Source organism: Halorubrum luteum (genome assembly GCF_054652935.1).
The window spans coordinates 2,976,402-2,998,304 of record NZ_BAAIGT010000002.1; the positions used below are offsets into that span (position 1 = coordinate 2,976,402).

At 67.0% G+C, this 21,903-nt stretch carries 22 protein-coding genes and 2 tRNA genes; 15 read left to right on the plus strand and 9 right to left on the minus strand.

Going from position 1 to position 21,903, the window contains the following annotated elements; translation table 11 throughout:
* Window positions 1-539 precede the first annotated feature (539 nt).
* A tRNA-Gln gene (locus ACYQ0R_RS14750) sits at window positions 540-615 on the plus strand.
* A 3-nt stretch (window positions 616-618) separates the two neighbouring features.
* A tRNA-Asp gene (locus tag ACYQ0R_RS14755) sits at window positions 619-692 on the plus strand.
* A 59-nt stretch (window positions 693-751) separates the two neighbouring features.
* Here the strand turns inward: ACYQ0R_RS14755 and ACYQ0R_RS14760 are convergent.
* The gene (locus ACYQ0R_RS14760; protein ID WP_459825260.1) at window positions 752-1,207 is read right to left on the minus strand and encodes a hypothetical protein; all 456 of its coding nucleotides are present in this window, start codon (window positions 1,205-1,207) and stop codon (window positions 752-754) included.
* Between the two features lie 897 nt (window positions 1,208-2,104).
* Between ACYQ0R_RS14760 and ACYQ0R_RS14765 the strand changes: the two genes are divergently transcribed.
* Window positions 2,105-3,037: an alpha/beta fold hydrolase gene (locus ACYQ0R_RS14765; protein WP_459825263.1), complete on the plus strand. Its 933-nt coding sequence runs from the start codon at window positions 2,105-2,107 to the stop codon at window positions 3,035-3,037.
* A 15-nt stretch (window positions 3,038-3,052) separates the two neighbouring features.
* Here ACYQ0R_RS14765 and ACYQ0R_RS14770 read toward each other — a convergent pair whose 3' ends face one another.
* Both ACYQ0R_RS14770 and ACYQ0R_RS14775 read right to left on the minus strand, forming a co-directional pair.
* Window positions 3,053-3,571: a DUF4442 domain-containing protein gene (locus ACYQ0R_RS14770; protein ID WP_459825266.1), complete on the minus strand. Its 519-nt coding sequence runs from the start codon at window positions 3,569-3,571 to the stop codon at window positions 3,053-3,055.
* Window positions 3,572-3,638: 67 nt separating this feature from the next.
* A complete protein-coding gene (locus tag ACYQ0R_RS14775; protein ID WP_459825269.1) occupies window positions 3,639-4,517 on the minus strand; it encodes a DUF6663 family protein in 879 nt (292 codons plus the stop codon).
* A gap of 79 nt (window positions 4,518-4,596) precedes the next feature.
* Between ACYQ0R_RS14775 and ACYQ0R_RS14780 the strand changes: the two genes are divergently transcribed.
* The 3 genes from ACYQ0R_RS14780 (at window position 4,597) to ACYQ0R_RS14790 (ending at window position 7,458) form a co-directional block, all read left to right on the plus strand.
* The gene (locus tag ACYQ0R_RS14780) at window positions 4,597-5,244 is read left to right on the plus strand and encodes a methyltransferase domain-containing protein (protein ID WP_459825272.1); all 648 of its coding nucleotides are present in this window, start codon (window positions 4,597-4,599) and stop codon (window positions 5,242-5,244) included.
* A 45-nt stretch (window positions 5,245-5,289) separates the two neighbouring features.
* Window positions 5,290-6,192 carry a serine/threonine-protein kinase Rio1 gene (gene rio1, locus ACYQ0R_RS14785; protein ID WP_459825275.1) on the plus strand — a complete coding sequence of 301 codons (903 nt, stop codon included), beginning with the start codon at window positions 5,290-5,292 and terminating at the stop codon, window positions 6,190-6,192.
* Window positions 6,193-6,276: 84 nt separating this feature from the next.
* On the plus strand, window positions 6,277-7,458 hold the full coding sequence (locus tag ACYQ0R_RS14790; RefSeq protein ID WP_459825278.1) for a metal-dependent hydrolase family protein: 1,182 nt from the start codon (window positions 6,277-6,279) through the stop codon (window positions 7,456-7,458).
* 51 nt (window positions 7,459-7,509) lie between these two features.
* Here the strand turns inward: ACYQ0R_RS14790 and ACYQ0R_RS14795 are convergent, their stop codons facing one another.
* Both ACYQ0R_RS14795 and ACYQ0R_RS14800 read right to left on the minus strand, forming a co-directional pair.
* On the minus strand, window positions 7,510-7,911 hold the full coding sequence (locus ACYQ0R_RS14795) for a type II toxin-antitoxin system VapC family toxin (RefSeq protein WP_459825281.1): 402 nt from the start codon (window positions 7,909-7,911) through the stop codon (window positions 7,510-7,512).
* A gap of 3 nt (window positions 7,912-7,914) precedes the next feature.
* On the minus strand, window positions 7,915-8,181 hold the full coding sequence (locus tag ACYQ0R_RS14800) for an AbrB/MazE/SpoVT family DNA-binding domain-containing protein (RefSeq protein ID WP_459825284.1): 267 nt from the start codon (window positions 8,179-8,181) through the stop codon (window positions 7,915-7,917).
* Between the two features lie 252 nt (window positions 8,182-8,433).
* On the opposite strand from ACYQ0R_RS14800, the gene pyrG reads away from it, so the two are divergent.
* The 3 genes from pyrG to ACYQ0R_RS14815 are packed head-to-tail and all read left to right on the plus strand — an operon-like array spanning window position 8,434 to window position 11,348.
* Window positions 8,434-10,089 (plus strand): CTP synthase, encoded by a 1,656-nt coding sequence (gene pyrG, locus ACYQ0R_RS14805; protein WP_459825287.1) that lies wholly within the window; start codon window positions 8,434-8,436, stop codon window positions 10,087-10,089.
* Window positions 10,090-11,007: a glutamine-hydrolyzing GMP synthase gene (gene guaA, locus ACYQ0R_RS14810; protein WP_459825290.1), complete on the plus strand. Its 918-nt coding sequence runs from the start codon at window positions 10,090-10,092 to the stop codon at window positions 11,005-11,007.
* Window positions 11,007-11,348 (plus strand): DUF7126 family protein, encoded by a 342-nt coding sequence (locus ACYQ0R_RS14815; RefSeq protein ID WP_459825293.1) that lies wholly within the window; start codon window positions 11,007-11,009, stop codon window positions 11,346-11,348. Before guaA ends, ACYQ0R_RS14815 begins: the two co-directional genes overlap by 1 nt.
* 163 nt (window positions 11,349-11,511) lie before the next feature.
* On the opposite strand, the gene ACYQ0R_RS14820 is transcribed toward ACYQ0R_RS14815, so the two are convergent.
* Complete coding sequence (locus ACYQ0R_RS14820; protein WP_459825296.1) at window positions 11,512-13,728, minus strand: twin-arginine translocase subunit TatC; 2,217 nt, start codon at window positions 13,726-13,728, stop codon at window positions 11,512-11,514.
* Window positions 13,729-13,868: 140 nt separating this feature from the next.
* Between ACYQ0R_RS14820 and tatC the strand changes: the two genes are divergently transcribed.
* The 3 genes from tatC to ACYQ0R_RS14835 all read left to right on the plus strand — a co-directional run bounded on the left by tatC (window position 13,869) and on the right by ACYQ0R_RS14835 (window position 17,445).
* Complete coding sequence (gene tatC, locus ACYQ0R_RS14825) at window positions 13,869-15,131, plus strand: twin-arginine translocase subunit TatC (RefSeq protein WP_459825299.1); 1,263 nt, start codon at window positions 13,869-13,871, stop codon at window positions 15,129-15,131.
* A gap of 197 nt (window positions 15,132-15,328) precedes the next feature.
* On the plus strand, window positions 15,329-16,135 hold the full coding sequence (locus tag ACYQ0R_RS14830) for an N-acyl homoserine lactonase family protein (RefSeq protein ID WP_459825302.1): 807 nt from the start codon (window positions 15,329-15,331) through the stop codon (window positions 16,133-16,135).
* On the plus strand, window positions 16,132-17,445 hold the full coding sequence (locus tag ACYQ0R_RS14835; RefSeq protein ID WP_459825305.1) for a hydroxyacid-oxoacid transhydrogenase: 1,314 nt from the start codon (window positions 16,132-16,134) through the stop codon (window positions 17,443-17,445). Before ACYQ0R_RS14830 ends, ACYQ0R_RS14835 begins: the two co-directional genes overlap by 4 nt.
* A gap of 66 nt (window positions 17,446-17,511) precedes the next feature.
* Here the strand turns inward: ACYQ0R_RS14835 and thrC are convergent, their stop codons facing one another.
* A complete protein-coding gene (thrC, locus tag ACYQ0R_RS14840) occupies window positions 17,512-18,795 on the minus strand; it encodes a threonine synthase (protein ID WP_459825308.1) in 1,284 nt (427 codons plus the stop codon).
* A 149-nt stretch (window positions 18,796-18,944) separates the two neighbouring features.
* Between thrC and ACYQ0R_RS14845 the strand changes: the two genes are divergently transcribed.
* Window positions 18,945-19,283: a cupin domain-containing protein gene (locus tag ACYQ0R_RS14845; RefSeq protein WP_459825311.1), complete on the plus strand. Its 339-nt coding sequence runs from the start codon at window positions 18,945-18,947 to the stop codon at window positions 19,281-19,283.
* A gap of 59 nt (window positions 19,284-19,342) precedes the next feature.
* Here ACYQ0R_RS14845 and ACYQ0R_RS14850 read toward each other — a convergent pair whose 3' ends face one another.
* Window positions 19,343-19,786 carry a DUF7988 family protein gene (locus tag ACYQ0R_RS14850; RefSeq protein WP_459825314.1) on the minus strand — a complete coding sequence of 148 codons (444 nt, stop codon included), beginning with the start codon at window positions 19,784-19,786 and terminating at the stop codon, window positions 19,343-19,345.
* A 72-nt stretch (window positions 19,787-19,858) separates the two neighbouring features.
* Between ACYQ0R_RS14850 and ACYQ0R_RS14855 the strand changes: the two genes are divergently transcribed.
* A complete protein-coding gene (locus ACYQ0R_RS14855) occupies window positions 19,859-20,179 on the plus strand; it encodes a BolA family protein (protein WP_459825317.1) in 321 nt (106 codons plus the stop codon).
* A gap of 154 nt (window positions 20,180-20,333) precedes the next feature.
* Entirely contained in the window at window positions 20,334-20,924 is a 591-nt protein-coding gene (locus ACYQ0R_RS14860) for a tRNA (cytidine(56)-2'-O)-methyltransferase (protein ID WP_459825320.1), read from the plus strand.
* 18 nt (window positions 20,925-20,942) lie between these two features.
* On the opposite strand, the gene ACYQ0R_RS14865 is transcribed toward ACYQ0R_RS14860, so the two are convergent.
* Entirely contained in the window at window positions 20,943-21,887 is a 945-nt protein-coding gene (locus tag ACYQ0R_RS14865) for a M48 family metalloprotease (RefSeq protein ID WP_459825323.1), read from the minus strand.
* Window positions 21,888-21,903: the final 16 nt, after the last annotated feature.

A 21,903-nucleotide genomic window follows, 5' to 3' on the forward strand; every position in this document is an offset into this window, starting at 1 on the left:
CGTGTGCAACCGCATCTTGGAGTGTGACTGGCGTGTCTGTGGGTAACACACCCTAACTAATTTTAATACAATTGCCACGATATTCCAGGTTGACGTCCGATACACCCCTCAAACCGAGAGAGTTCAACACGATGATCATCACTCGCCTCACCCCGCGGCGTGCTCGTTCTCGCTTAGCCGCGGGTCCCGTGTTCGGCGAGTGCCTACAAGATCAGCGTGCGAAGAGCCCGGGCGCAAACCGCCGGATCCACGTCGACTTCGAATACGAGAGTTCGACGCAATCCGGCGACGTCCGGACACTCTCACCCGCATAACTCGGCCCCCATACGGACTACCCGTCAGGGGTCGGGGAACACGGGATTGCCGCCTGCCTGTGCTCAGTACTCGCTCAGGACACAGCCTGATGCGAGTGCAGGATGCCAGGCTCGCGGCTGCTTGGTTTCCGTTCGTCCCGATACAGGAGCGAGCGGCCTCCGTCCGCGCTGAGCGTACGGAAGTCGTTAGCCAACAGCCCCGCAGCGAGAGCTGCGGCTACGTCGAGCCCCGGAGTCTCCGCTGGCGAGGGACGCCGGACTTTGAATCCGGAGGTCGCCGGTTCGATTCCGGCCGGGGCGACATGCCGACGTGGTGTAATCCGACGAGCATACGGTCCTGTCACGGCCGTGATCCGGGTTCAAATCCCGGCGTCGGCGTGGATGCGTGGCGTGGCCACGTGGGGATACCCATCGAGGTAGGCAGCCCGTTGGTGCGATCAGCTGGATCGTTCCGACGATGCTGGGCCCAGCAGGGTCTGCAACCTACATGAGCCGGTGTGGTATTCCCGGGAACACCCGAAGTACGCCCCCGCGATGAGACGCGCAACCACGACTACTCGGTCGCGGTTGCGCAGTTGGAAAGTCGTACATTCAGCTTTGAACGGGAAGTTCTCGGGATAGTCGTTATCGAGGTCACCCTCAAACAGCCCGAACTGATACACTGAGTTGACGTTGACACCGGGATCTTCGAGATCGATCGCGAGCTGAGAGCTATTCATCTTCACACCTGCCACGTCCGGATTCGGGACGAGACCGACGAGCCCATCGGCATCGGTAGTTACGGTGATGCTTGCGTTTCGTTCGACGCGGACGGCACTGAACGCACCCGTACCGATCGCCAGCGCGCTCGCTGCAACCCCGCTTGCGCCGATGAGCAGTTTTCGTCGTTTCATAGTTGGTAGTCGCTACAGAAATCTCCGAGATCTCTGTGCTGGTTAGACCTGACTGACCGCGCCTTCGGCCCGGATCTCGAGTGTGCCCGAGAATTCCCCTGGGTCGGCATCATCCTCGACTACGATGATGATGGAGACGTAGGCGAAGTTACGGAAAGTCAAGGAGAAAGCCTCGCCGTTCACGGCGGGGATGAATCCGACAACACGGCCACAACCGCCGGAATTAAGCCTCTCGACAGCGTCTTGGTGGGTAAGCACAACGGGCAAAAACTGGCGGTTGGATTGGGGTCCGCCCGGGCGACGAAGGCCACCACACCGTTCCCGAGAGGGCGTCTCCGAGGCCGTGGCAACACGGCAGGCAAAAAGCGACCCTCGCCCGCTTGTGCCTGTCCACCGTGGCACGAAGGGCAGGCAGGCCGATGGCACGGCCCGTGCCCGGACGCAGGGAAACTTGCGACTGGGGGCATCCCCGCCGTCTCTCCGAGACGAACGGGATGCACGGTGCAAGCGGATACCGCGTCCGAATGGACGCCGAATACGCCACACCCCTCGCGGGGCCGACGTATCGCGCACGAACCCGGTATCGCCTCGCCGGATCCCGTTCGGCAGGCGAGAAGTTGCCAGCGGGGACGTAGGACCGGCCTGCTGTCCCACGTTGGAATCCTCGCGCTTCAGCGCGGGGAGGATGTCAAACCCCCGTCCCGAGTGGTGTACTCGTTTAATGCGAAAGCAGGCAGATAAAATATACTGTTTCGGGCAGTTCGCACGCGCTTCCGTACGCCGCCGATGCCCGCCCAACGATCGCCGGCTCCCAGCCTCGTCGCCCGCCCGACCTCGTCGCCCGAGCGGGTCGGGCCCGCCACGAGCTATAAGTCGCCCGCGAACCAACAGGTTTCCATGAACTACGGTCGAATTGCGGGAGCGGCCCTCCTCGGTGTCGGCGCGTTGGCGACCGCGAACGTCGGGCTCCGGTACGATGGTGAACTGGAGTCTCCGCTTGCGGGAGCCGACCGGACGTTCCGGTGGCGTGGGATCGACGTGGCGTACACGGAAGGAGGTGATCCGTCGGATCCGGATCTCGTGTTGCTCCACGGGATCAACGCGGCAGGCTCCGCGGGCGAGTGGCGCGAGGTGTTCGAGGATCTGGCCGCCGACTACCACGTCGTCGCCCCCGACTTCCCCGGCTACGGCCGGTCTGACCGCCCGCCGCTCCGCTACTCGGCTGCGCTGTACGAGGATTTCGTCCGAGATTTCCTCGACCGCTTCACCGAGCCGGCCGTCGTCGCCTCGTCGCTGTCGGCCGCCTACGTTGCCGCCGCCGACGATCTCGAACTCTCGGGGTTCGTCGGCGTCTGTCCGACGACGGTTGCGGGCCCGAGCCCACCGAAGTCGTGGCTCCGGGAGCTGGTTCGGTCGCCGCTCGTCGGCACAGCCATGTTCAATCTGATCACCTCGAAACCGTCGATCCGGTACTTCAACGCCGACCACGGCTACTTCGACCCGACGAACGCAACCGACGAGTGGATCGACTACGAGTGGCGGACGACCCACGTCGACAACGCCAAGTTCGCGCCGGCCTCGTTCATCTCGGGCTACCTCAACAGCGACGTGGAGCTCGCTGCCGCGCTCGCCGACCTCGACGTGCCGCCGACGATCGTCTGGGGTCGCGAAGCCGAAGTGAGTCCCCTCTCGGACGGTCGCGATCTCGCGGACGAGTCCGGGGCTCGTCTCGTCGTCTTCGACCGCGCACGCCTGCTGCCGCACGTCGAGCATCCGGACCGGTTCGTCGAGACGGTTCGGGAGAGCCTGATCGCAGGGGCGGCGGCCTGAACCGGTCCCCCCCGGTCAACCGTCGCGTCTGACGTACAGCGTTTTCTCGCAGACGGCGTACACCGTCCCCGCCTCGTCGACGATGCAGACGCGGTAGCGTCTATCGACCGACTCGCCGGGATCGAGGCGGTCTCGAAGCTCGGCGATCGCCGCGTCGTCGAGCTCGAACTCCGCGTACAGCGTCTCGCGACCGGGGCGGAGGAACTCGATGGCGGCCGACTTATCCCACACCGTGAACTCGTCGCCGAGATTTCGGCGTAACAGCGTCATGTACACGGGGTCGATCGCGCCGTAGAGGCTCCCGCCGAAGATCGCACCGAGCAGATTTCGCGTTCGCCAGTTGTACGGGATCTTCACCCGCACGTACTGCCAGTTACCGGCGATGTGTGCGACTCGTGCCCCGGTCCCACGGTAGGCGGGAAAGACGTTGTACGCGACCCGCCACAGCCGTGTTCGGCGGCTTTCGGGCGGCGGATCCTCGCGGAGCGGTCGCGGCTCCGGGTCCCGGTCGAGTCCGGTCGGCGTGTCAGTCACGTTCGTTCACTCGCGTCCGAAGGCAAACGCGTGTCGGAACCGCCGACAACGCGCGATCGGTTGTCGACTACTTTGGGTCGTCGTCGATCCCGATGTTGAACTCGCTCGCACCGTCCGTCTCCGTGCCGTCGACGCCTGCAGCCCCTCCCGCGCCCAGCTCGGACGCCAGTCCGCCGCCGAGATCGTACGTGTCCCGGACCGTCCGCGCGAGGACGCCGTCCGGGTCGAAGACGACGTAGACGGCGACGAACGCGTGGGCGGCCGGTCGGAGGACGAACACCTCGCGGCGGGCGTCGCCGCGCTCGGCGTTGACGCGACCGACTAACGGTTCGATCGGGATTCGCCCCGCGCGGATCGCCTCGAAGGTGTCGCTGCCAGGCCCGTCGGCGAACAGGTACAACGCCCCGTTCGGGTCGCCGTCGTTCGATCGGGTCGTGACCGACCCCATCGCCTCGCCCGCCGCGTGGATCCCCTCCCACGCGTCGACGGCGGCCTCGAACATCCCCTCGACGCCGTCGGCGAAGCGGAACCGGCTCTCGCGAACGACGGTGAGCGCCGAAAATCGGGCCGTCCCGTCGTCCCACGCGAGCGTCGCGTCGACGACGTATCCGGGAGATAGCTCGGCGGTCCGGCTCTCCCCTTCGTCGACGTCGACGTAGATCGGGTCGTACACGTCCGCGGCTTCCGGCGTGGTCGGATCGACCGGTTCGGACGGAAGCTCGACGATAACGAACTCCTCGGACGTCTCGGTCGTCGGCTCCAGTTCGTCAGGGTGTCCGTCGTCGCCGCCCACGCGTCCGTCGTCGCCGCCCACACGTCCGTCGTCGCCGCCCACGCGTCCGTCGTCGCCGCCCACGCGTCCGTCGTCGCCGCCCACGCGTCCGTCGACGTTCGGCCGCTGGCGACGGTCGTGGATGCGGAATCGACCGCGCGTCGTCGGGTGCATACGATCACCATCGTCGAGCGGCCGGTTAAGCAGGGCGGATCCGTGTCGTTATGGGGCGGGCAACCCTACCGAGTGGCAAATGGGGATCCTCGAGGACAAGTCGAACGCCCGGCTGTTCTACAAGTACCTCTCGAAGGTGTACGACCGGGTGAACCGGTTCAACTGGACCGAGGAGATGCGCTCGGAGGCGCTCTCCTGGCTGGAGTTCGGCGACGACGACCGCGTGCTCGATGTCGGCTGCGGCACCGGCTTCGGCACCGAAGGGCTGCTCGAACACGCCGACGACGTCCACGGACTCGACCAGAGCGTCCACCAGATGGAGAAGGCGTTCGAGAAGTTCGGCAAACACGACGCGGTGCGCTTCTACCGTGGCGACGCCGAACGGCTCCCGTTCCGTGACGACAGCTTCGACATCGTCTGGTCGTCCGGCTCCATCGAGTACTGGCCGAACCCGGTGCAGGGGCTCGCGGAGCTCCGCCGCGTCGGAAAACCCGGCGGACAGGTGCTCGTCGTCGGCCCCGACTACCCCCACAACCCGGTGCTCCAGCGCGTCGCAGACGCGATCATGCTGTTTTACGACGCCGAGGAGGCCGACCGCATGTTCACGGCGGCCGGATTCGAGGAGTTCGAACACCACATCCAGCGCGCGACGCCGCGAAGCCCCCGCGCCATCACGACCGTCGCGCGAGTTCCCGAGGCGTCCGACTCGCCGGTCACGGAGGAGTAGCCGGACCCGCTCGCTTATACGTTCCGCGACCGAACGTCGATGCGAATGACCGAGGAGTTCGTGCTGCTCGAGCCCGAAACGAGCCCCGGCGACGAGTGGGAGGAGCTGGACGTCTCCGACACGGAGGCCGACCGGATCGCTCGCCGGCAGGACCGGGAGTTCGACGAGTTCCGCAAACGGGTGAAAGACACCGAGCAGTTCAAGCTCCAGGAGTCGGTGTTCGACGACGCGACGCTGGCGGCCATCTACAAGCTGGTCCAGGACGGCTACGTGGACGCGTTCGGCGGACCCGTCTCGACCGGAAAGGAGGCGAGCGTGTTCGAAGCGCTCGGCGGGCAGGCGGGCGAGCGTCCGGAGCCTGGATCCCCCGAGGCGGCCGACGAGCGCGCCCGCGAGGTCGCGGTGAAGGTGTACCGGATCAACTCCTCGAACTTCCGGCAGATGCGCGAGTATCTCGAGGGCGACCCGCGGTTCGAGGGGATCGCGAACGACAAGAAGGCGGTCGTGCTGGCGTGGACGAAAAAGGAGTTCGCGAACCTCGAACGCGCTCGCACGGCCGGCGTGCGCGTCCCGGAGCCGATCGCGGTCCAGCGGAACGTGCTCGTGATGGAGCTGGTCGGTCACGCCGACGACCGCGCCCGGCGACTCTCCGAGGTGACCGTCGAGAACCCGGAGACGGCGTACGATGTCGTCCGCGAGTACATGCGCCGACTGTACCGCGCCGGGCTGATCCACGGCGACCTCTCGGAGTACAACATGATCATCCACGAGGGCGAGCTCGTCGTCATCGACCTCGGGCAGGCGGTCACGGTGCATCATCCGAACGCCGGGGAGTTCCTCGACCGCGACTGCGAGAACGTGGCTGCCTTCTTCACGCGACAGGGGCTTGGCGTCGATCCCGACGACCTGCAGGCGTACGTCACCGAACCGGAGCCCGATCCGACCTGAGCGCCGGATCGGACCGAGCTATCGGGGTTATACACCGACTTCCGCGATCCGACCTTTTAGGCACCATCCCGCGATCGATGTCGTATGCACGTACTGCGTGGCGGACAGGTGGCGGACGCCGCGGGAACGCGGACGGCGGATGTCGTGATCGAGGACGGCGAGATCCTTTCGGTCGGCGATCGAGACGAGCTCGAGGAGACGCTCGACGGTGACCTCGACGCCGCGGAGACGACCGACGTCTCGGGGAAGACGGTCGCGCCGGGGCTGATCGACTCGCACGTCCACCTGATGATGGACGGGCGTCCGGACGTCGCGAGCGCGGTCGACGAGAGCGACTACGCGGCGAGCTACCGTGCGGCACGGAACCTCGACGCCGCGGTGAGCGTTGGCGTCACCGCGGTCCGGGATCTCGGCTCGCGGGGGACGCTCGCGCTCGACGCCGGGGAGGCGGTCGCTGACGGCGTGCTGACGGGACCCCGCGTCGTCGCCTGCGGCCGCAACGTGATCATGACCGGCGGCCACGGCAACTGGTTCGGACGGGAGGCCGACGGCCCCGCCGAGGTGCGCAAGGCCGCCCGCGAGCAGCTGAAGGCCGGGGCGGACGTGCTCAAATGCATGGCGACCGGCGGCGTGCTCACCGAGGGTGCGGTGACGGGCGCGCCGGAGCTAACGCCCGAGGAGCTGGCGGCGTTCACGGACGCGGCCGCGCCGACCGACACGCCGACTGCAGCACACGCCCACGGTGAGACGGGGATCAAGAACGCGGTCCGGGCGGGGATCACGAGCATCGAGCACGGGACGTTCATGGACGCGGCGGCCGCCGAGCTGATGGCCGAGCGCGGGACGTTCTGGGTACCGACCGCGAGCGCGCTTCACGGCATCGTCGACCACGGGGTCGAGGCCGGGATCCCGGCGGACGCGGTGGCGAAAGCCGAGGACGCCGCCGACCGCTTCGAGGCGGCGTGGGAGCACGCGCTCGAGGCGGGCGTGCGGATCGCGATGGGGACGGACGCCGGTACCCCCTTTAACTTCTTCGAGGAGATCCCGCAGGAGATGGCGTACATGGTCGAGCACGGGCTCTCGCCCGCGGAGGCGCTCGAGGCCGCCACGGTCAACGCCGCGGAGCTGCTCGGGCTCGACGACTGCGGCCGGGTTGCCGCAGGCTATCGCGCGGATCTGGTCGTCCTCGACGACGACCCCACCGAAACGGTCGACGCGTGGCGCGACCCCGAGGCAGTGTTCGTCGACGGCGAGCGGGTCGTGTGAGGCACGTCACATCGATCCGATTTGAGTGCCCTCGAGGCGGCTCACGGGGTTTTATCCGGAGGATCCGGGTTCCAACGGTGTGCGGTCGAGGCCGACGGTGTCGTAGTCCTGCTCAGTCGAAAGCACACGCTCTGTCCCCGTTGTGACGATCCCGGCGTGAAGTGCATCGAACGGGGTGAGATCGTACTCATCGAGGAACGCCGCGGCGGCCAGAACCGCGTCCTCGTGTTCTTTCGGCAGGATGGGAACCAGTTCGAGCAGGTTGGTAATCGCCCGTGGCGCATCGATCGCATACTCGGCGGTCTCCCGGTCGTAGAACAACACCAGTACCTCGGCGTATGTGAGTATCGAGGTGTGGATGTCGTCGCGCTCTTCGAGGGCTCGAACTGCGGCGTCCTGCAGCCAGTCGTCGTCTTTCACCAGCGCGGTGAGGAAGTCCGTCTCGACGTACACGGCTCACTCCCCGCTGTCCCGTGACCGGGATTCCGCTTCTGTCCGAATCTCTTTGGAGATCGTCTCGCGCGCTTCCGCTTTCAGCTCGTCGGCCGTCGTCTCCGCGAAGGCATCGCCAACAGCCGCTCGGAGGCCCTCCAGTGGGTCCTCGTCAACGGGGAAGAGCGCGACGTGGCTCGGGAGCTCGACGATTCGGTACCGGTCACCGAACCGCTTCCGGATGTCTTTCGGGAGGTAGATCCGCCCCCGTTCGTCCGTCGATTTCGACATGGCGTACTCGCTCGTTGTACGGGAGAAAAGAAAAACGTTCCCGTAGTTATGGCGTTTTTCCCGTCTACCTCGGCTCACGAGATCGCTCTCGTCATCCGAAAAACAGTGTCTTTAGGTGGCCCGAGGTCGCTCACTCCTCTCGATCCCATTCTTTCCCTACTTGATCTTCCCAAAACGACCCTGAACGTGACACGCGTTCACTATCCAGCGCCCCTCCGAAACGGTTTTGCCGAGGCCTGACGGACGGTCGGTATGCCGACGGATCCCGATACGGGGTACGACCCCTCGCTGGGTCGCAAGTTCGTTTTCGTAACGGGGGGCGTCATGTCCGGGCTCGGAAAGGGCATCACCGCCGCCAGCACCGGCCGACTGCTCGCGAACGCCGGGTTCGACGTCACCGCCGTGAAAGTGGACCCGTACCTCAACGTCGACGCCGGGACGATGAACCCGTACGAGCACGGCGAGGTGTACGTGTTGAAAGACGGCGGGGAGGTCGACCTCGACTTGGGGAACTACGAGCGGTTCCTCGGGACGGACATGACGTTCGACCACAACGTCACCACGGGGAAGACGTACCAGCACGTCATCGAGCGCGAGCGCGCCGGCGACTACCTCGGAAAGACGGTGCAGATCATCCCCCATATCACCGACGACATCAAACGCCGGATCAGAGAGGCCGCCGAGGGCTCCGACGTCTGTCTCGTCGAGATCGGCGGAACGGTCGGCGACATCGAGTCGATGCCGTTCCTGGAGGCGCTTCGCCAGTTCGCTCACGAGGAGGCGCCCGAGGACATTCTGTTTGCACACGTCACGCTCGTTCCGTACTCGAAAAACGGCGAGCAGAAGACGAAACCGACCCAACACTCCGTAAAGGAGCTACGCTCCATCGGGCTCCAGCCCGACGTTCTCGTCGGTCGGTGCGAGGACCGACTCGAACCCGACGTCAAAGAGAAGATCGCGCTGTTCTGTGACGTGCCGACGGACGCCGTCTTCTCGAACCCGGACGTGGAGGACATCTATCACGTCCCGCTGATGGTCGAGGACGAGGGGTTAGACGAGTACGTGATGGAGCGGCTCGAGCTCACCGGGGAGGCGCTCCCGAAGGCGGAACGGTCGACGGAGTGGCGCGAGCTCGTTACCCGCGACCGCGACAAGGAGATCGACGTGGCGCTCGTCGGGAAGTACGCGCTGGAGGACGCGTACATGTCGATCCACGAGGCGCTGAAACACGCCGGGATCGAGACGGAGACGGAGGTGAACGTGCTCTGGGTCGACGCCGACGAGACGCGGGACCACCACGAACAGCGGCTCCGAAGCGCGGACGCCGTCGTCGTCCCCGGAGGGTTCGGCTCCCGCGGCACGGACGGGAAGGTCGAGGCGATCCGTCACGCCCGCGAGAACGACGTTCCCTTCCTCGGGCTCTGTCTGGGCTTCCAGATGGCGGTCGTCGAACACGCTCGGAACGTGCTCGGGCTCATCGACGCCCACTCCGCGGAGCTCGACCCCGACACCCCCCACCCCGTCATCGACCTGCTTCCGAGCCAGTACGAGACCGAGGAGATGGGCGGTACGATGCGGCTCGGCGCGCACGTAACCGACATCGAGCCGGGAACGCTCGCCGCCGAGGTGTACGACGCCGACTCCTGTACGGAGCGTCACCGCCACCGCTACGAGGTGAACCCCGAGTACATCGACGAGCTGGAGGGCGACGGACTGCGGTTTTCGGGTCGCGCCGACAACCGGATGGAGATCCTCGAACGGGCGGACCACCCGTTCTTCTTCGGGACGCAGGCGCATCCGGAGTTCCGGTCACGTCCCGACCGGGCGAGCCCGCCGTTCGTCGCGCTGGTGGAGGCCGCACTGGAATCGACGGAGACAACCGAGCGGGACGCGAACGTGAGGGTATAGATGGTCGATCCGGACGAGTTCATCGACGAGGCGGTAGCGGAGATCGGCGAGGCGATAGGTGACGCGAACGCGGTGATCGCCTTATCCGGCGGCGTCGACTCCTCGGTTGCGGCGACGCTCGCGTACGAGGCGGTCGGCGACCAGCTCACGCCCGTCTACGTCGACACCGGGCTGATGCGGAAAGGCGAGACTGCGGAGATCCGCGAGACGTTTTCGTTCATGGAGTCGCTGCGGATCGTCGAGGCGCAGGACCGCTTCTTCGACCGGCTGGAGGGGGTCACCGACCCCGAAGCGAAGCGACACGTCATCGGCGAGGGGTTCATCGACGAGTTCGAGACGGTCGCGCGCGACGTCGACGCGGAGTACCTCGTGCAGGGGACGATCTATCCCGACCGGATCGAGTCGGAAGGAAACATCAAATCCCACCACAACGTGGGCGGCCTCCCGGAGGTCGTCGACTTCGAGGGGATCGTCGAGCCGGTCCGCGACCTGTACAAAGACGAGGTGCGCGAGGTCGCTCGCGCGCTCGGGTTAGAGGAGATCATCTCCGAGCGGATGCCGTTCCCCGGCCCCGGACTCGCCGTGCGAGTCATCGGTGAGGTGACCCGCGAGAAGGCGGCGGTCGCCCGCGAGGCCTGCCACGTCGTCGAGGATGAGCTGGCAGCGTACGAGCCCTGGCAGGCGTTCGCCGCCGTGATCGGCAAAGGAACCGGCGTGAAAGGGGACAATCGCGTTCACGGCTGGATCGTCGCCGTGCGCTCGGTCGAGAGCCGCGACGGAATGACCGCGCGCGCTCAGGAGATCGACTGGAGCACGCTCCAGCGGATCCAGAGCCGGATCACCGGCGAGAACGACAACGTCGCCCGCGTCGTCTACGACGTCACCCACAAACCGCCCGCGACGATCGAGTACGAGTGATGTCGGGGGACCGACTACGGGCGATCGTCGCCGGCCCGGACGAGCACGGCATCGGCACGGCGCTGGAGGCGTTCGATGTCGACGTGTCGCGGATCGGCGACGTCGTCACGACGAGCGAGCTGGAAGCCGCAGGGATCGAGACGGCCGACTACTTCGTGTTGACCGACGTGGAGGAGGCGACCGGCATCCCGGTCGCGAAGGATCTCAATCCCGACGTGGTCGCCGTGACGTACTCCGGGCGGTCGCTGCCGGAGTTCGTTGCTGCCGTCGCCGACCTCGCCGTCGACCCGGCACTTCTGGACGCGGACGCGGTCGCCGAGGAGTTGACGGCGGACGGCTGAGCCGCGAAGGTCGTTTTTCACCGCGCGAATAAACCCACCTATCCACGCTCATGAGCGACGTACGCCCGACCTCTCTCAGGAAGTACGCAGCGTCGCACGGCTGATGCGGGTATGCGATCGCGGACCACGCACCCTGACAACAGCTCTGTGACAGCGGCGCTCGCTATCGATCGATGATCGCGGCCGGCGGCGAGAGGTTCCGTTTTCCGCCGAACGTGACGAAAAACAGCATCCCGACCCCGACGCCGTACGCGGCCATGATCGGAACCGTCATCAGGAACATCGTGACCACGTCCGCGGGCGTGAACACGGCTGCAAACAGCATGATCCCCACGGTGACCTCGCGCCACCGCCCTCTGAAGGCGTCGTACGGGACTCCCGCTTTATTTAAAAGCACCATCACCACGGGAACGTCGGCGAGGAAGCCGATCCCGATGGTCGTGAAGATCACGAGCCAGAGGAAATCGCTCACCTGATACGTGATGATCATGTCGGCGCTCGCCGCGTCCGTGATCAGCCAGCCGATGATCCCCGGTGCGATGTACGTGTAGCCGAGCATGAACCCGCCGACCAGTCCGGCCGCGAGCGAGCCGGTCCAGACGTACACCTGTCGGACGCGACCGGCGACGAACCCGCGCTCGCGGAGCGCGGGCCACGCGTAGTACAGCACCAGCGGGAAGACGGCGATCAGCCCGAGCAGGATGGACACCTTCACCATGAAGATCAGCGCCTCGACGGGGTGGAGCGTGATCACGTTGATCCCGCCGTCGATCTCCGCTGGGACGCGAGATTCGAGGTCGGCGACGATCCTCCGGAGCCCGCCGAGATACAGCCACGTGAACGCCGCCGCCATCACCCCGCCGAAGACGACGAGGAGGTGGAACGACCGCGACCGGAGCGAATCGAGGATAAATCGGAGGTCCTTGTAGTAGCCGCCGATGTCGTCTTCCGCGTCGTCGCCCTCGGTAAGCTCCGAGAGGAACGTCGAACTGGCTCGGGAGGTCCGGTCGCTCACCTCGCTCGTGAGACCGCCGGAGCCGCCCCCGCCAGCCGAGGCGTCCGAATCAGTGTTGCCATCGTCGCCGTCGGCGTCCGCCGCGTCGCGCTCGGCGGCGGCTGCGTCGAACCGGTCGAGTATCGCCTGTCCCTTCTCGGGGTTCCCCTCGTCGAGCGCCGTCTGCGCGAGCCGGAGCGACTCCTCCTCGCTCATTTCGACGAACGCGTCGTCGGGGGCCGCACGAACCCCCGCGGCGTCGAGTTCGCCGACGTCGATCGCTGTCGGATCCCCGTACTGGTACCCCGCGCTCGTGGTGTCGAGGTCGACGTAGACGGCCCACAGCGTCGCGAGGAACGCGAACGACGCCGCCCACGCGACCGCGTACAGGCCCGCGGCGACGACCGGGTCGAGTCCGAGTCCGCCGCCGGGCGGGAGGAATCGCCAGTCGCTGCCGGCCCACCGGAGGAGGTCGTTCGCGCCGGTTCGACCGCCGTACTCGTAGAAGGCGTACACGACCCCGCCGCCGAACACGGCCGCGCCGGCGACGACGTTCCAGTGGTTTCGGACCGCGTCGCCGACGTCGATCCGGTCGGAGCTGCGTTGGGCGGTGACGACCAGCTTGGCGAGATAGAGGCTGAACCCGTACAGCGCGATGAGCGGGAACGCCCACATCAGCTGGGTGAACGGGTCCGGCGGTGAGAACAGCGCGCCGAACACGAAGATCGCGACGACCGCGTACTTCCATTTGTCACGGAACGTCTCGTACTGGACGATCCCGGAGTACGAAAGGCCGGTGACGAGAAGCGGCATCTGTCCGGCGAGACCGAACGACAGCGAGAGGAAGACGATGAACTCCGTCCACATCACGATGGAGTAGGTTGGCTGGAGTCCGGCCTCCAGACCGAACCCGGCGAGGAACGAGAACATGATCGGGAAGAACGCGTAGATCCCGTACGCGACGCCGACGGCGAACAGGCCGGTCGCGAGCAGCGCGATCGCGGCGAGCTTCCACCGGGGGATCGGCGCGTCGGGCCACATGCCGCGCTCGCGGAGCTCGTCGCGCGCGAAGTAGATCAACGGCGGGATCGCGACGATGCCGCCGATGATCAGTCCGATCTTCGCCTGTAGCAGGATCACCTCGAACGGCGTCTGTGCGATGATCTCCGTGCTCTCGGCGACATCCGGGGTCATGTTCGCCTCGGTGACGCCTTTGAGGAAGTCCCAGACGTAGATTCGGAGTGCCCAGAACGTACCGAGGAACCCCAACAGGAAGACGATGAACACCTTCTGGAGATCTTTCTGGACCGACCGGAGGACGGCCTTCGCCGACTCGCGGCCCGCCGCGAGTGACTGCTGGGTATCCTCGTCGAGGGCACTCGCCATATCGACCCCGAAGTCCGTCGCGGTTATCAACCTTTTCGACCGCGTCCGTGCTGGCGGGCCGGAAGCAACGGGACGAAAGGCACCCCTCGTCGGAGCTATCCGAAAAGGCCTATAATCACCCCGTGGCGTAGAAGAACTGAATGGAGGACTCCGACCGGTCGCGCGACGAGCCATCCGATCCCGACTCCCCGTCCGGGGGAGACGGCGACGGCGGGTCGATGACGGAGGCCGAATCACCCGATAGCGACCCGGTCGGCGATCCTGACGCCAGTGATGGCGTCACAGCGGACGAGGGCTCCGAGGCGGACGATGCCGTCGCGGAGACGGATGCCGGGTCGGGCGAGGATGACTCCGAAGCCGGGATGTCCGAGACGGGCCGCCCGGACACGCCCGACGACGATGGCGGTACGGATGCGGACGGCGAAGATGAAGAGAGCGGAGAGAGCGACGCGGACGGCGACGACGATGAGAGTGACGGGGAAGGCGACGAGAGTGATGAAGACTCCGAACTCGGGTTGTTTGAAGCGAGTCAACTGAACAGCTCCGACGACACAGACGGCTCTGAGGAGGACGTGGAAGCCGAGGAGACCGACGAAGACGAGACCGGAGAGATCGACGAAGACGAGACCGGAGAGATCGACGAAGCCGACGTGGACGAAGAGGCAGCGTTCGGCGGTATCGAGGGGCCCGAATCGGACGAGGAGATGCCGTTGGCGGCACACATCGAGGAGATGATGCGTCGTCTGGCGGTCGTCTTTCTCGTCGGCGGGCTCGCGACGCTCGTCGCGCTCACGGAGTCGACGTCGATGATCAACTACTTCTGGAACTACCACATCCCAGCCCCGGCGGAGAACCGTCCCCGGCTGTACGGTCCCCTCGAACTCCCGCTTACCCGGTTGAAGGTGGCGGGAATCGCCGGCGTCGTCATCGGACTCCCCGCGTTCGTCTACCAGACGTATCGGTTCATGAAGCCGGGACTGTACGAGAACGAGCGGCGCTACTACCTCGCCGCGGTCCCGACGAGCCTCGTGCTCGGATCGATCGGCGTCGCGTTCGCACACTTCCTCGTGCTGCCGGCGATCTTCTCGTATTTCACCACCTACACTGCCGACGCCGCCGTGATCGCGTTCGGGCTCGCGGAGACGTTCAACCTCATCGTCGTCATGCTCGCGTTCATGGCGATCGTGTTCCAGATCCCGCTTTTCATCATGCTCGCGATCATGATGAACCTCGTCACCCGCGAGTGGCTCGAGGACAAACGCCTCATCTTCTGGGGGGCGTTCCTCGGGATCGCGTTCATCTTCAGCCCGGACCCGACCGGGATGGCCCCGATCATCGTCACCCTCACGATGATCGTCCTCTACGAGGGCACGCTCGCGATCCTCCGCTGGACGGGCAACTGACCCGCCTGCGGGGGTGAACTCCACCGGGACCCGAAACTCGTCACATCGGTTGCGCCACGCTCTCCCTGCCGTTCGACGTCCGGCTTCGTCCGGCTTCGTCCCGCGTCGACGTCGTTCGACGGTTCGTGTCTCGTCGCGCCGATGGTGGGAGCGTGCACACTCACATTTATCATTAAAGTTCACCAACATAGATCGGCATGGTCAACGCCGAAATTCACGTCATCGACCGCGGCGGGCTGTACTGCGACATGAACTACATGATGGAGGCGAACACCATCGCGACGTACGACGAGCAGAACCCCGATATCGAGTACGGGGAGATCCCCGTCTGGAACCTCGTCATCGACCACCCGGAGGCGACGATCCTCTGGGACACCGGCTCGCATCACGAGGCGGCCGACGGCCACTGGCCGGCGGGGCTCACGCAGGCGTTCTATCCGCACGACGCCAGCGAACACCGACTCGACGACGACCTGGAGGCGGCCGGCTACTCGATCGACGACATCGACGCCGTGTTCCAGAGCCACCTCCATCTCGACCACGCCGGGGGGCTGGAGTTCTTCGACGGCACCGACGTCCCCGTGTACGTCCACGAGAAGGAGATGAAGTTCGCCTACTACAGCGCGAAGACGGCCGAGGGAAGCAGCGCGTACGTGCTCGACGACTTCGACCACGACCTCAACTGGCAGATCCTCCACGACGACTGCGAGGAGCAGTTCGAGGACCTCGAGTTCGTCCGCTTCCCCGGCCACACCCCGGGGCTCACCGGCTCCGTGATCCATCTCGACGACGACGGAACGGTCGTGTTCACCGGCGACCAGGTGTACATGGACGAGAACTATCAGGACGAGGTGCCCCTCGGCGGACCGCTCATGTGGGGGAAAACCGAGTGGCGCGACAGCCTCCAGCGGATCCGGTCGTACGAGCGCCGACACGACGCGGAGGTCGTGTTCGGGCACGACCCCGAGCAGTTCGAGGCGATCCAACCCGGGTGGGGGCTGTGAGCTACGAGCGCTCCGTCTCCGCGGACCCCCACGAGCTGTCGCCGGAAACCGTCTGGGAGGTGCGAATGCCAGCGATCCGGGTGGGAGCCGGCGCGGCCGACGAACTCGGCTACCAGCTCGCACAGCTCGGGATCGACGGCAACGCTCGCGGGCTCATCGTCACCGACGAGACGCTCGTATCGATCGGCCACGTCGACCGCGTCGTCGACGAGCTCGACGCCGACGGCTTCGACGTCGACGTGTACGACGGCGTCGAGCGCGAACCGTCGATCGCGGCCGTCGAGGACTGCATCTCGTTCGTCCGCGAGGCGATGGGTGAGGCGGGGTACGACTTCTATCTCGGGCTCGGCGGCGGGAGCTGTCTGGACACCGCGAAGGCGACCCGAGCCGTGATCGCCAACGGCGGAGAGCTGCTCGATTACGTCGCCGAGCCGACCGGCGCCGGCGAGGCGCTGACGGAGTCGGGACCGCCGCTCATCCTGTTGCCGACGACCGCCGGCACCGGCTCGGAGATCTCTCCGGTGGCGATCCTCTCGGTGAAAGCGAAGAACATCAAGGAGGGGATCTCCAGTCCTCACGTCCGCGCGGATGCCGCGGTGCTCGACCCGACGCTGACGACGACGCTCCCGCCGGACCTCACCGCGAAAACCGCGATGGACGCGCTCGGCCACGCGATCGAGGGGTACACCACGCACCGCTACGACGACCTGCTCCGTCCGACGGACCCCGCCGACCGGCCGGTGTACGCCGGTCGCACCGATTTCACGGAGATGTTCAGCGAGACGGCGATCGACCTCCTCGCGTCGAACGTCCGACGTGTCGTCAACAACGGCGACGGCGTGGAGGCGCGTGGCGCGATGTTGAAAGGCGCGCTGTTCGGTGCGGTCGCCGGGCTCACGGCTGGTGCGAGCCTCGCGCACGCGATGGCGTACCCAGTTGGCAACAACTACCACACGTACCACGGCGAGACGATCGCCGCGTTAACGCCCGCGAGCACGCTCGGCTACAACGTCGCGAGCGATCCGCCGCGGTTCGCGACGGTCGCCGAGATGCTCGGCGCGGACACCTCCGGGCTGAGCACCCGCGAGGCCGCCGACGAGGCCCGGGAGGAGTTCGTCCGGCTCCAGCGGGATCTCAACGTGTTGCCGAGCGGGCTGCACGAGCTCGCCGGCATCACCGTCGACGACACCGGCGAACTGGCCGAACGGACCGTCGAGAGCCAGCAGCGGCTGCTCAGATGTAACCCGCGCCCGGTGACGAAAGCTGACGTCGAGCAGGTGTTCCAGGACGCGCTTCACAACTGGGAGTGAGCGGTTCGGATCCAGCTCCCGCGTGAGCGGTTCGGAGTCCGTACGTGTGAGCGGTTCGGTGCCCGCTCACTCGTGTAAGTGGCTCAGGACCGCGTCGACGTCGTTCGGCACCGGCTCGGGGTCGCCGCCGGTCTCGTACGCCGCCTCGGGGTCTTTTAACAGGTGCCCCGTCGTCAGACAGACCACCCGCTCATCGGCGTCGATAACGCCCTGCCGCCGGAGCTTCTTGACGCCGGCGAGGCTCGCGGCGGAGGCGGGTTCGACGCCGACGCCCTCGCTGGCGAGGTGACGCTGTGCGGCGCTGATCTCCGGGTCGCTGACGGCGACGGCGGTCCCGCCCGTGTTGCGGATTCCGGGGATCGCCTTCGGCGCGTTGACGGGGTTGCCGATGCGGATCGCGGTCGCGCGCGTCTCCACCTCTTCCCACCGCCGGATCTCGTCGTTCCCCTCCTCTATCGCTTCGACCATCGGGGCTGCGCCCGCGGCCTGCACGCCGGTGAGCTTCGGCACCTCGGCGGGGTCGAGCGCGCCCGACTGGACGAGTTCGCGGAACCCCTTATAAATCGCCGACGTGTTCCCGGCGTTGCCGACGGGGAGGACGATCCGGTCGGGGTACGTCCCGTGGTCGGCGTGAAACTCCTCTAATATCTCGAAGCCGATCGTCTTCTGCCCCTCGAGTCGGAACGGATTCAGCGAGTTGAGCAGGTACGCCTCACCGCGGGTTGCGAGCTCCTGAACGATGTCGAGGCACGCGTCGAAGTTGCCGTCGACCTCGAGGATCCGAGCGCCGTGGAGGCTCGCCTGCGCGACCTTGCCGGCCGCGACCTTTCCCTGCGGAAGGAGGACGAGCGTCTGCATCCCGCCGCGGCCGCCGTACGCCGCGAGCGCAGCCGACGTGTTTCCCGTCGAGGCACACGCCAGCGCGCCGACGCCGAGCTCCTTCGCGACGCGCACGCCGACGGTCATCCCGCGGTCCTTGAACGAGCCGGTGGGGTTCATCCCCTCGTGTTTGACCCGGAGCGTGTCGACGCCGACCGCCTCCTCGATCCGCGGGACGCGGTGCAGCGGGGTGTCGCCCTCGGGGAGGGTGACGCCGAGGTCGAACGGGAGCGCCTCGCGGTAGCGCCAGACGCCGCGGTCCGGGCCGTCCGTGGGCGCGCCGGCGCCGAACTCCTCGAACGTCGGCGGGTCGTCGTACCGCACTTCGAGCAGGCCGCCGCAGTCGTCGCAGGTGTATCGCACGTCCTCGAACGGCGCGAACGTCTCCCCGCACTCGATGCAGGCGAGCCACGTGCCGTCCTGAGCACAGTCGGGTGCCGCCGGAGCCGGAGCGTCGATGGCGAGACTCATTACCGTCGTCTCCGTCCCCGCGCCTCTTAAGACGGACGATGCGGGTGAGCTGCGTCGTCGCCGGCCGAGCTCCGCGGTCGGATCGGTCGTCCGAGCCCCGCGGTCGGATCGGTCGCCCCTTTTAACTCCGACCGCGACGCCTCCTCGGTATGGATATCATCACCGACGCCGACGTCGATTCGGTCGAGGTCGTCGAGGGCGTTCATCTCACGCAGGGTGCAGCGGGCGAGAACGCGAGCATCCAGCGGTTCTACATCGAGCCGGGCGCGAGGGTTCCGGAACACGACCATCCACACGAACAGGTCGGCACCATCACGCAGGGGACCCTCACGTTCCGCATCGACGGCGAGGAACTGGTCGTCCACGAGGGCGACACGTTCGTGATCCCCGGCGGTGAGCCACATGCGGCCGTCAACGACCGGGACGTCCCGGTCGAGGGATTCGACGTGTTCTCTCCCCCGCGACCGGACCCGGATTGGCAGGAGTAGCGGTCGTTCGGCGGCTCGACGCTCGAAGAGCGGGGCCCGCCAATCGGTCCATGGAGTGGTCACGCCAGAACGGCCACGCACACCGCCGTCTCGGGCGACGGCTCTCGCCAGACGAACGCGCCGTCGACGACCTCGTAGACGGCGATCCGGGCCACGAGCCGCACGTCGCCGACCGTCGCGCGAAGCACGGGGCCGTCCGCAGTGACCGCGACGTACGGCGGGGCTGGAACGGGCGACGCCCGGAGCGTTCCGCCCGCGGCGTCGACGAGCTCCGGGAGCACGTCCGCGAGGGACTCGAGCACGCCGGCCCGTTCGAGCGTCGCTCGGAGCCCGGCTCTGGCGGCCCGCGAATCACGGGTTGCGGGTGCCGTCTCGACGGTCTCCTCGAACCCCGTCGCGACCGCCGCCGCGCAGTCGAGCGTCGTCTCGACGACCGCCGAGTGAGCCGCGAGCAGCCGGTCGCGAGCCGCATCCGGATCGAGCGTCGAGTCGGGCTTCACCACGCCCGGCGCTCCGACCCGCTCCGAGAAACCGGTTGCGGTCCGCTTTTGCACCCGCGCGCCGATGGGATCGGTATGACCATTCAGCCGGCCGACGTGGAAGAGCTGATCGAAGCGGAGATCCCGGACGCCGTCGCGCGTGTCGTTGCCCCGCGTGTGCACAACGACGAGGACGAGGATGCCCATTTCGCGGCGTTCGTCGTGTCGCCCGCGTTCGAGGGCGAGTCGCTCGTCGACCAGCATCAGCGCGTGTACGACGCCGTCGGGGACCATATGACTCGGTCCGTCCACGCGCTGGAGATCAAGACGTACACGCCCGAAGCGTACGCCGAACACGGCGACGGCGAACTGGACGCCGACCTCCGTGCGGCGGGAGTGCTTCCGGACGAGGAGTGAGCCGCCGGAGCATCGAATCGTTCGACATCGATCGTACCGTTGGATTATCCGACCGTCGTCAGTGCCCCCGACGCCATGGGAAGTCGCAAGAGCGGGCGACCGAGCGTGATCCGCGCATCGAAAGGTCCACGGCGATTCCCGAGACAGGACGCGTATGAACGACGAACGCGAGGTCGTCGTCCTCCGGTACGGCCACCGACCGGGGCGCGACGATCGCATGACGACCCACGTCGGACTGACGGCGCGGGCGCTCGGGGCGGATCGGGTCGTGCTCCCCGACAACGCCGGCCAGTCCGCGGCGACCGTCCGGGACATTACGTCCCGGTTCGGCGGCCCCTTCACCGTCGAACTCCGGGAGGATCAGGCGGCGATCGTCCGCGAGTTCGACGGCGTCGTCGTCCATCTCACGATGTACGGCGAGCGGATCCAGGACGTCGAAGCCGAGATCCGATCGGCGGTCGTCGACGAGCACGAGGACCTCCTCGTCGTCGTCGGCGGCGAGAAGGTGCCGTGGGAGCTGTACGAGCGCGCGGACTTCAACGTCGGCGTCACCAACCAGCCGCACTCCGAGGTCGCCGGCCTCGCCGTGTTTCTCGACCGACTCTTCGACGGCGCGGAGCTGGACCGCGAGTGGGCCGACGCCGACCGACGTGTCGTCCCGATGGCGACCGGAAAGAAAGTGGTCGACGGCGACGACGACGCGGGGAGTTCGATCGGCAAGAACGGCTCGGATACCGGCGAGTAGCGGAGGAATGATCCGTGCTCAAAGGGTTCGCTTGGACCGGAGTCGAGCCAACCGAACGCGCGTCTCGTGGCGGCTCGTGCCGCGGATCCGGCCAGTTTCGTGGTCGGCCATCGAGACGAGCGAGAGGCGGTCGAGCAGCGGCGGCCAGTCGGCCGCGCCGGCGGCGTCGCGGGCGAACGCGACCGCGTTCGCGAGACCGGTCCGCTCGGCCCGACCAGTTCGGGAGACCGTGGCGTCCGCGGCGCGGCGACGCTCGCCGACGTACAGCCGGTCCCCGACGACCGCGGGGAACCAGATGGGAAGCAGCGCAAGCCACAGCAACACTCCGACGAGAGTGTACGCAGGCGCGGGGATACGCTCCCGTTCGGGCTCGTATCCGTGGATCCGGTTGACACGGCGGTCGGCCTCGGTCCGATCGCTCCGTCGTCCGACGAGCAGCGTCGCGAGAAGCGCCAGCGTCTCGACGACGAGGAGCGCCGGCAGTAGCGCGGTCGTGACCGCGGCCTCCCGGCTCCGAAGCCGAACGATCGCGTGTCGGAGCGCGGCGTCGCGGTCCGTCTCCGGCAACGAGAGCAGTCGCGTTGAGACGACCAGCCGCGCGCCGCGATAGCCGTCCGTGACGGCGACGTTGGCCGCGTCGCCGCGGACGACCGTGAGCTCCGGCGGGTCGACACCGAGATCCCCGGCGATCGTGGCGACACGGTCCTCGATGAACGCCGTCGGACGGTCCTCGAGGTCGGCGTCGGGCAGCTCCTCGATCCGCCGGTCGACGAGGAGTGGACCGAGAATCGCGGACGTCCCGAGACCGACTACGCCGGCGGCGAGGACTGCGGGGCCGACGCCGAGCCCGACGACCACGGCGACTGGGACGACCGGGACCGCAGCGATGCTGGTCGGAACGAGCGCGAGCGCCACGAGTCCGACGAGCGTCCGCCCGCGTCTCGCTGCCGACGACCCCGACATATGCGAGAGGGATGAA

What these genes read in the sequence shown, in the direction of transcription:
- ACYQ0R_RS14760 (WP_459825260.1), bottom strand. Translation starts at nt 1,207, where the DNA reads ATGAAACGACGAAAACTGCTCATCGGCGCAAGCGGGGTTGCAGCGAGC.
- ACYQ0R_RS14765 (WP_459825263.1), top strand. Translation starts at nt 2,105, where the DNA reads ATGAACTACGGTCGAATTGCGGGAGCGGCCCTCCTCGGTGTCGGCGCG.
- ACYQ0R_RS14775 (WP_459825269.1), bottom strand. Translation starts at nt 4,517, where the DNA reads ATGCACCCGACGACGCGCGGTCGATTCCGCATCCACGACCGTCGCCAG.
- ACYQ0R_RS14780 (WP_459825272.1), top strand. Translation starts at nt 4,597, where the DNA reads ATGGGGATCCTCGAGGACAAGTCGAACGCCCGGCTGTTCTACAAGTAC.
- rio1 (WP_459825275.1), top strand. Translation starts at nt 5,290, where the DNA reads ATGACCGAGGAGTTCGTGCTGCTCGAGCCCGAAACGAGCCCCGGCGAC.
- ACYQ0R_RS14790 (WP_459825278.1), top strand. Translation starts at nt 6,277, where the DNA reads ATGCACGTACTGCGTGGCGGACAGGTGGCGGACGCCGCGGGAACGCGG.
- ACYQ0R_RS14800 (WP_459825284.1), bottom strand. Translation starts at nt 8,181, where the DNA reads ATGTCGAAATCGACGGACGAACGGGGGCGGATCTACCTCCCGAAAGAC.
- pyrG (WP_459825287.1), top strand. Translation starts at nt 8,434, where the DNA reads ATGCCGACGGATCCCGATACGGGGTACGACCCCTCGCTGGGTCGCAAG.
- guaA (WP_459825290.1), top strand. Translation starts at nt 10,090, where the DNA reads ATGGTCGATCCGGACGAGTTCATCGACGAGGCGGTAGCGGAGATCGGC.
- ACYQ0R_RS14815 (WP_459825293.1), top strand. Translation starts at nt 11,007, where the DNA reads ATGTCGGGGGACCGACTACGGGCGATCGTCGCCGGCCCGGACGAGCAC.
- ACYQ0R_RS14820 (WP_459825296.1), bottom strand. Translation starts at nt 13,728, where the DNA reads ATGGCGAGTGCCCTCGACGAGGATACCCAGCAGTCACTCGCGGCGGGC.
- tatC (WP_459825299.1), top strand. Translation starts at nt 13,869, where the DNA reads ATGGAGGACTCCGACCGGTCGCGCGACGAGCCATCCGATCCCGACTCC.
- ACYQ0R_RS14830 (WP_459825302.1), top strand. Translation starts at nt 15,329, where the DNA reads ATGGTCAACGCCGAAATTCACGTCATCGACCGCGGCGGGCTGTACTGC.
- thrC (WP_459825308.1), bottom strand. Translation starts at nt 18,795, where the DNA reads ATGAGTCTCGCCATCGACGCTCCGGCTCCGGCGGCACCCGACTGTGCT.
- ACYQ0R_RS14845 (WP_459825311.1), top strand. Translation starts at nt 18,945, where the DNA reads ATGGATATCATCACCGACGCCGACGTCGATTCGGTCGAGGTCGTCGAG.
- ACYQ0R_RS14855 (WP_459825317.1), top strand. Translation starts at nt 19,859, where the DNA reads ATGACCATTCAGCCGGCCGACGTGGAAGAGCTGATCGAAGCGGAGATC.
- ACYQ0R_RS14860 (WP_459825320.1), top strand. Translation starts at nt 20,334, where the DNA reads ATGAACGACGAACGCGAGGTCGTCGTCCTCCGGTACGGCCACCGACCG.
- ACYQ0R_RS14865 (WP_459825323.1), bottom strand. Translation starts at nt 21,887, where the DNA reads ATGTCGGGGTCGTCGGCAGCGAGACGCGGGCGGACGCTCGTCGGACTC.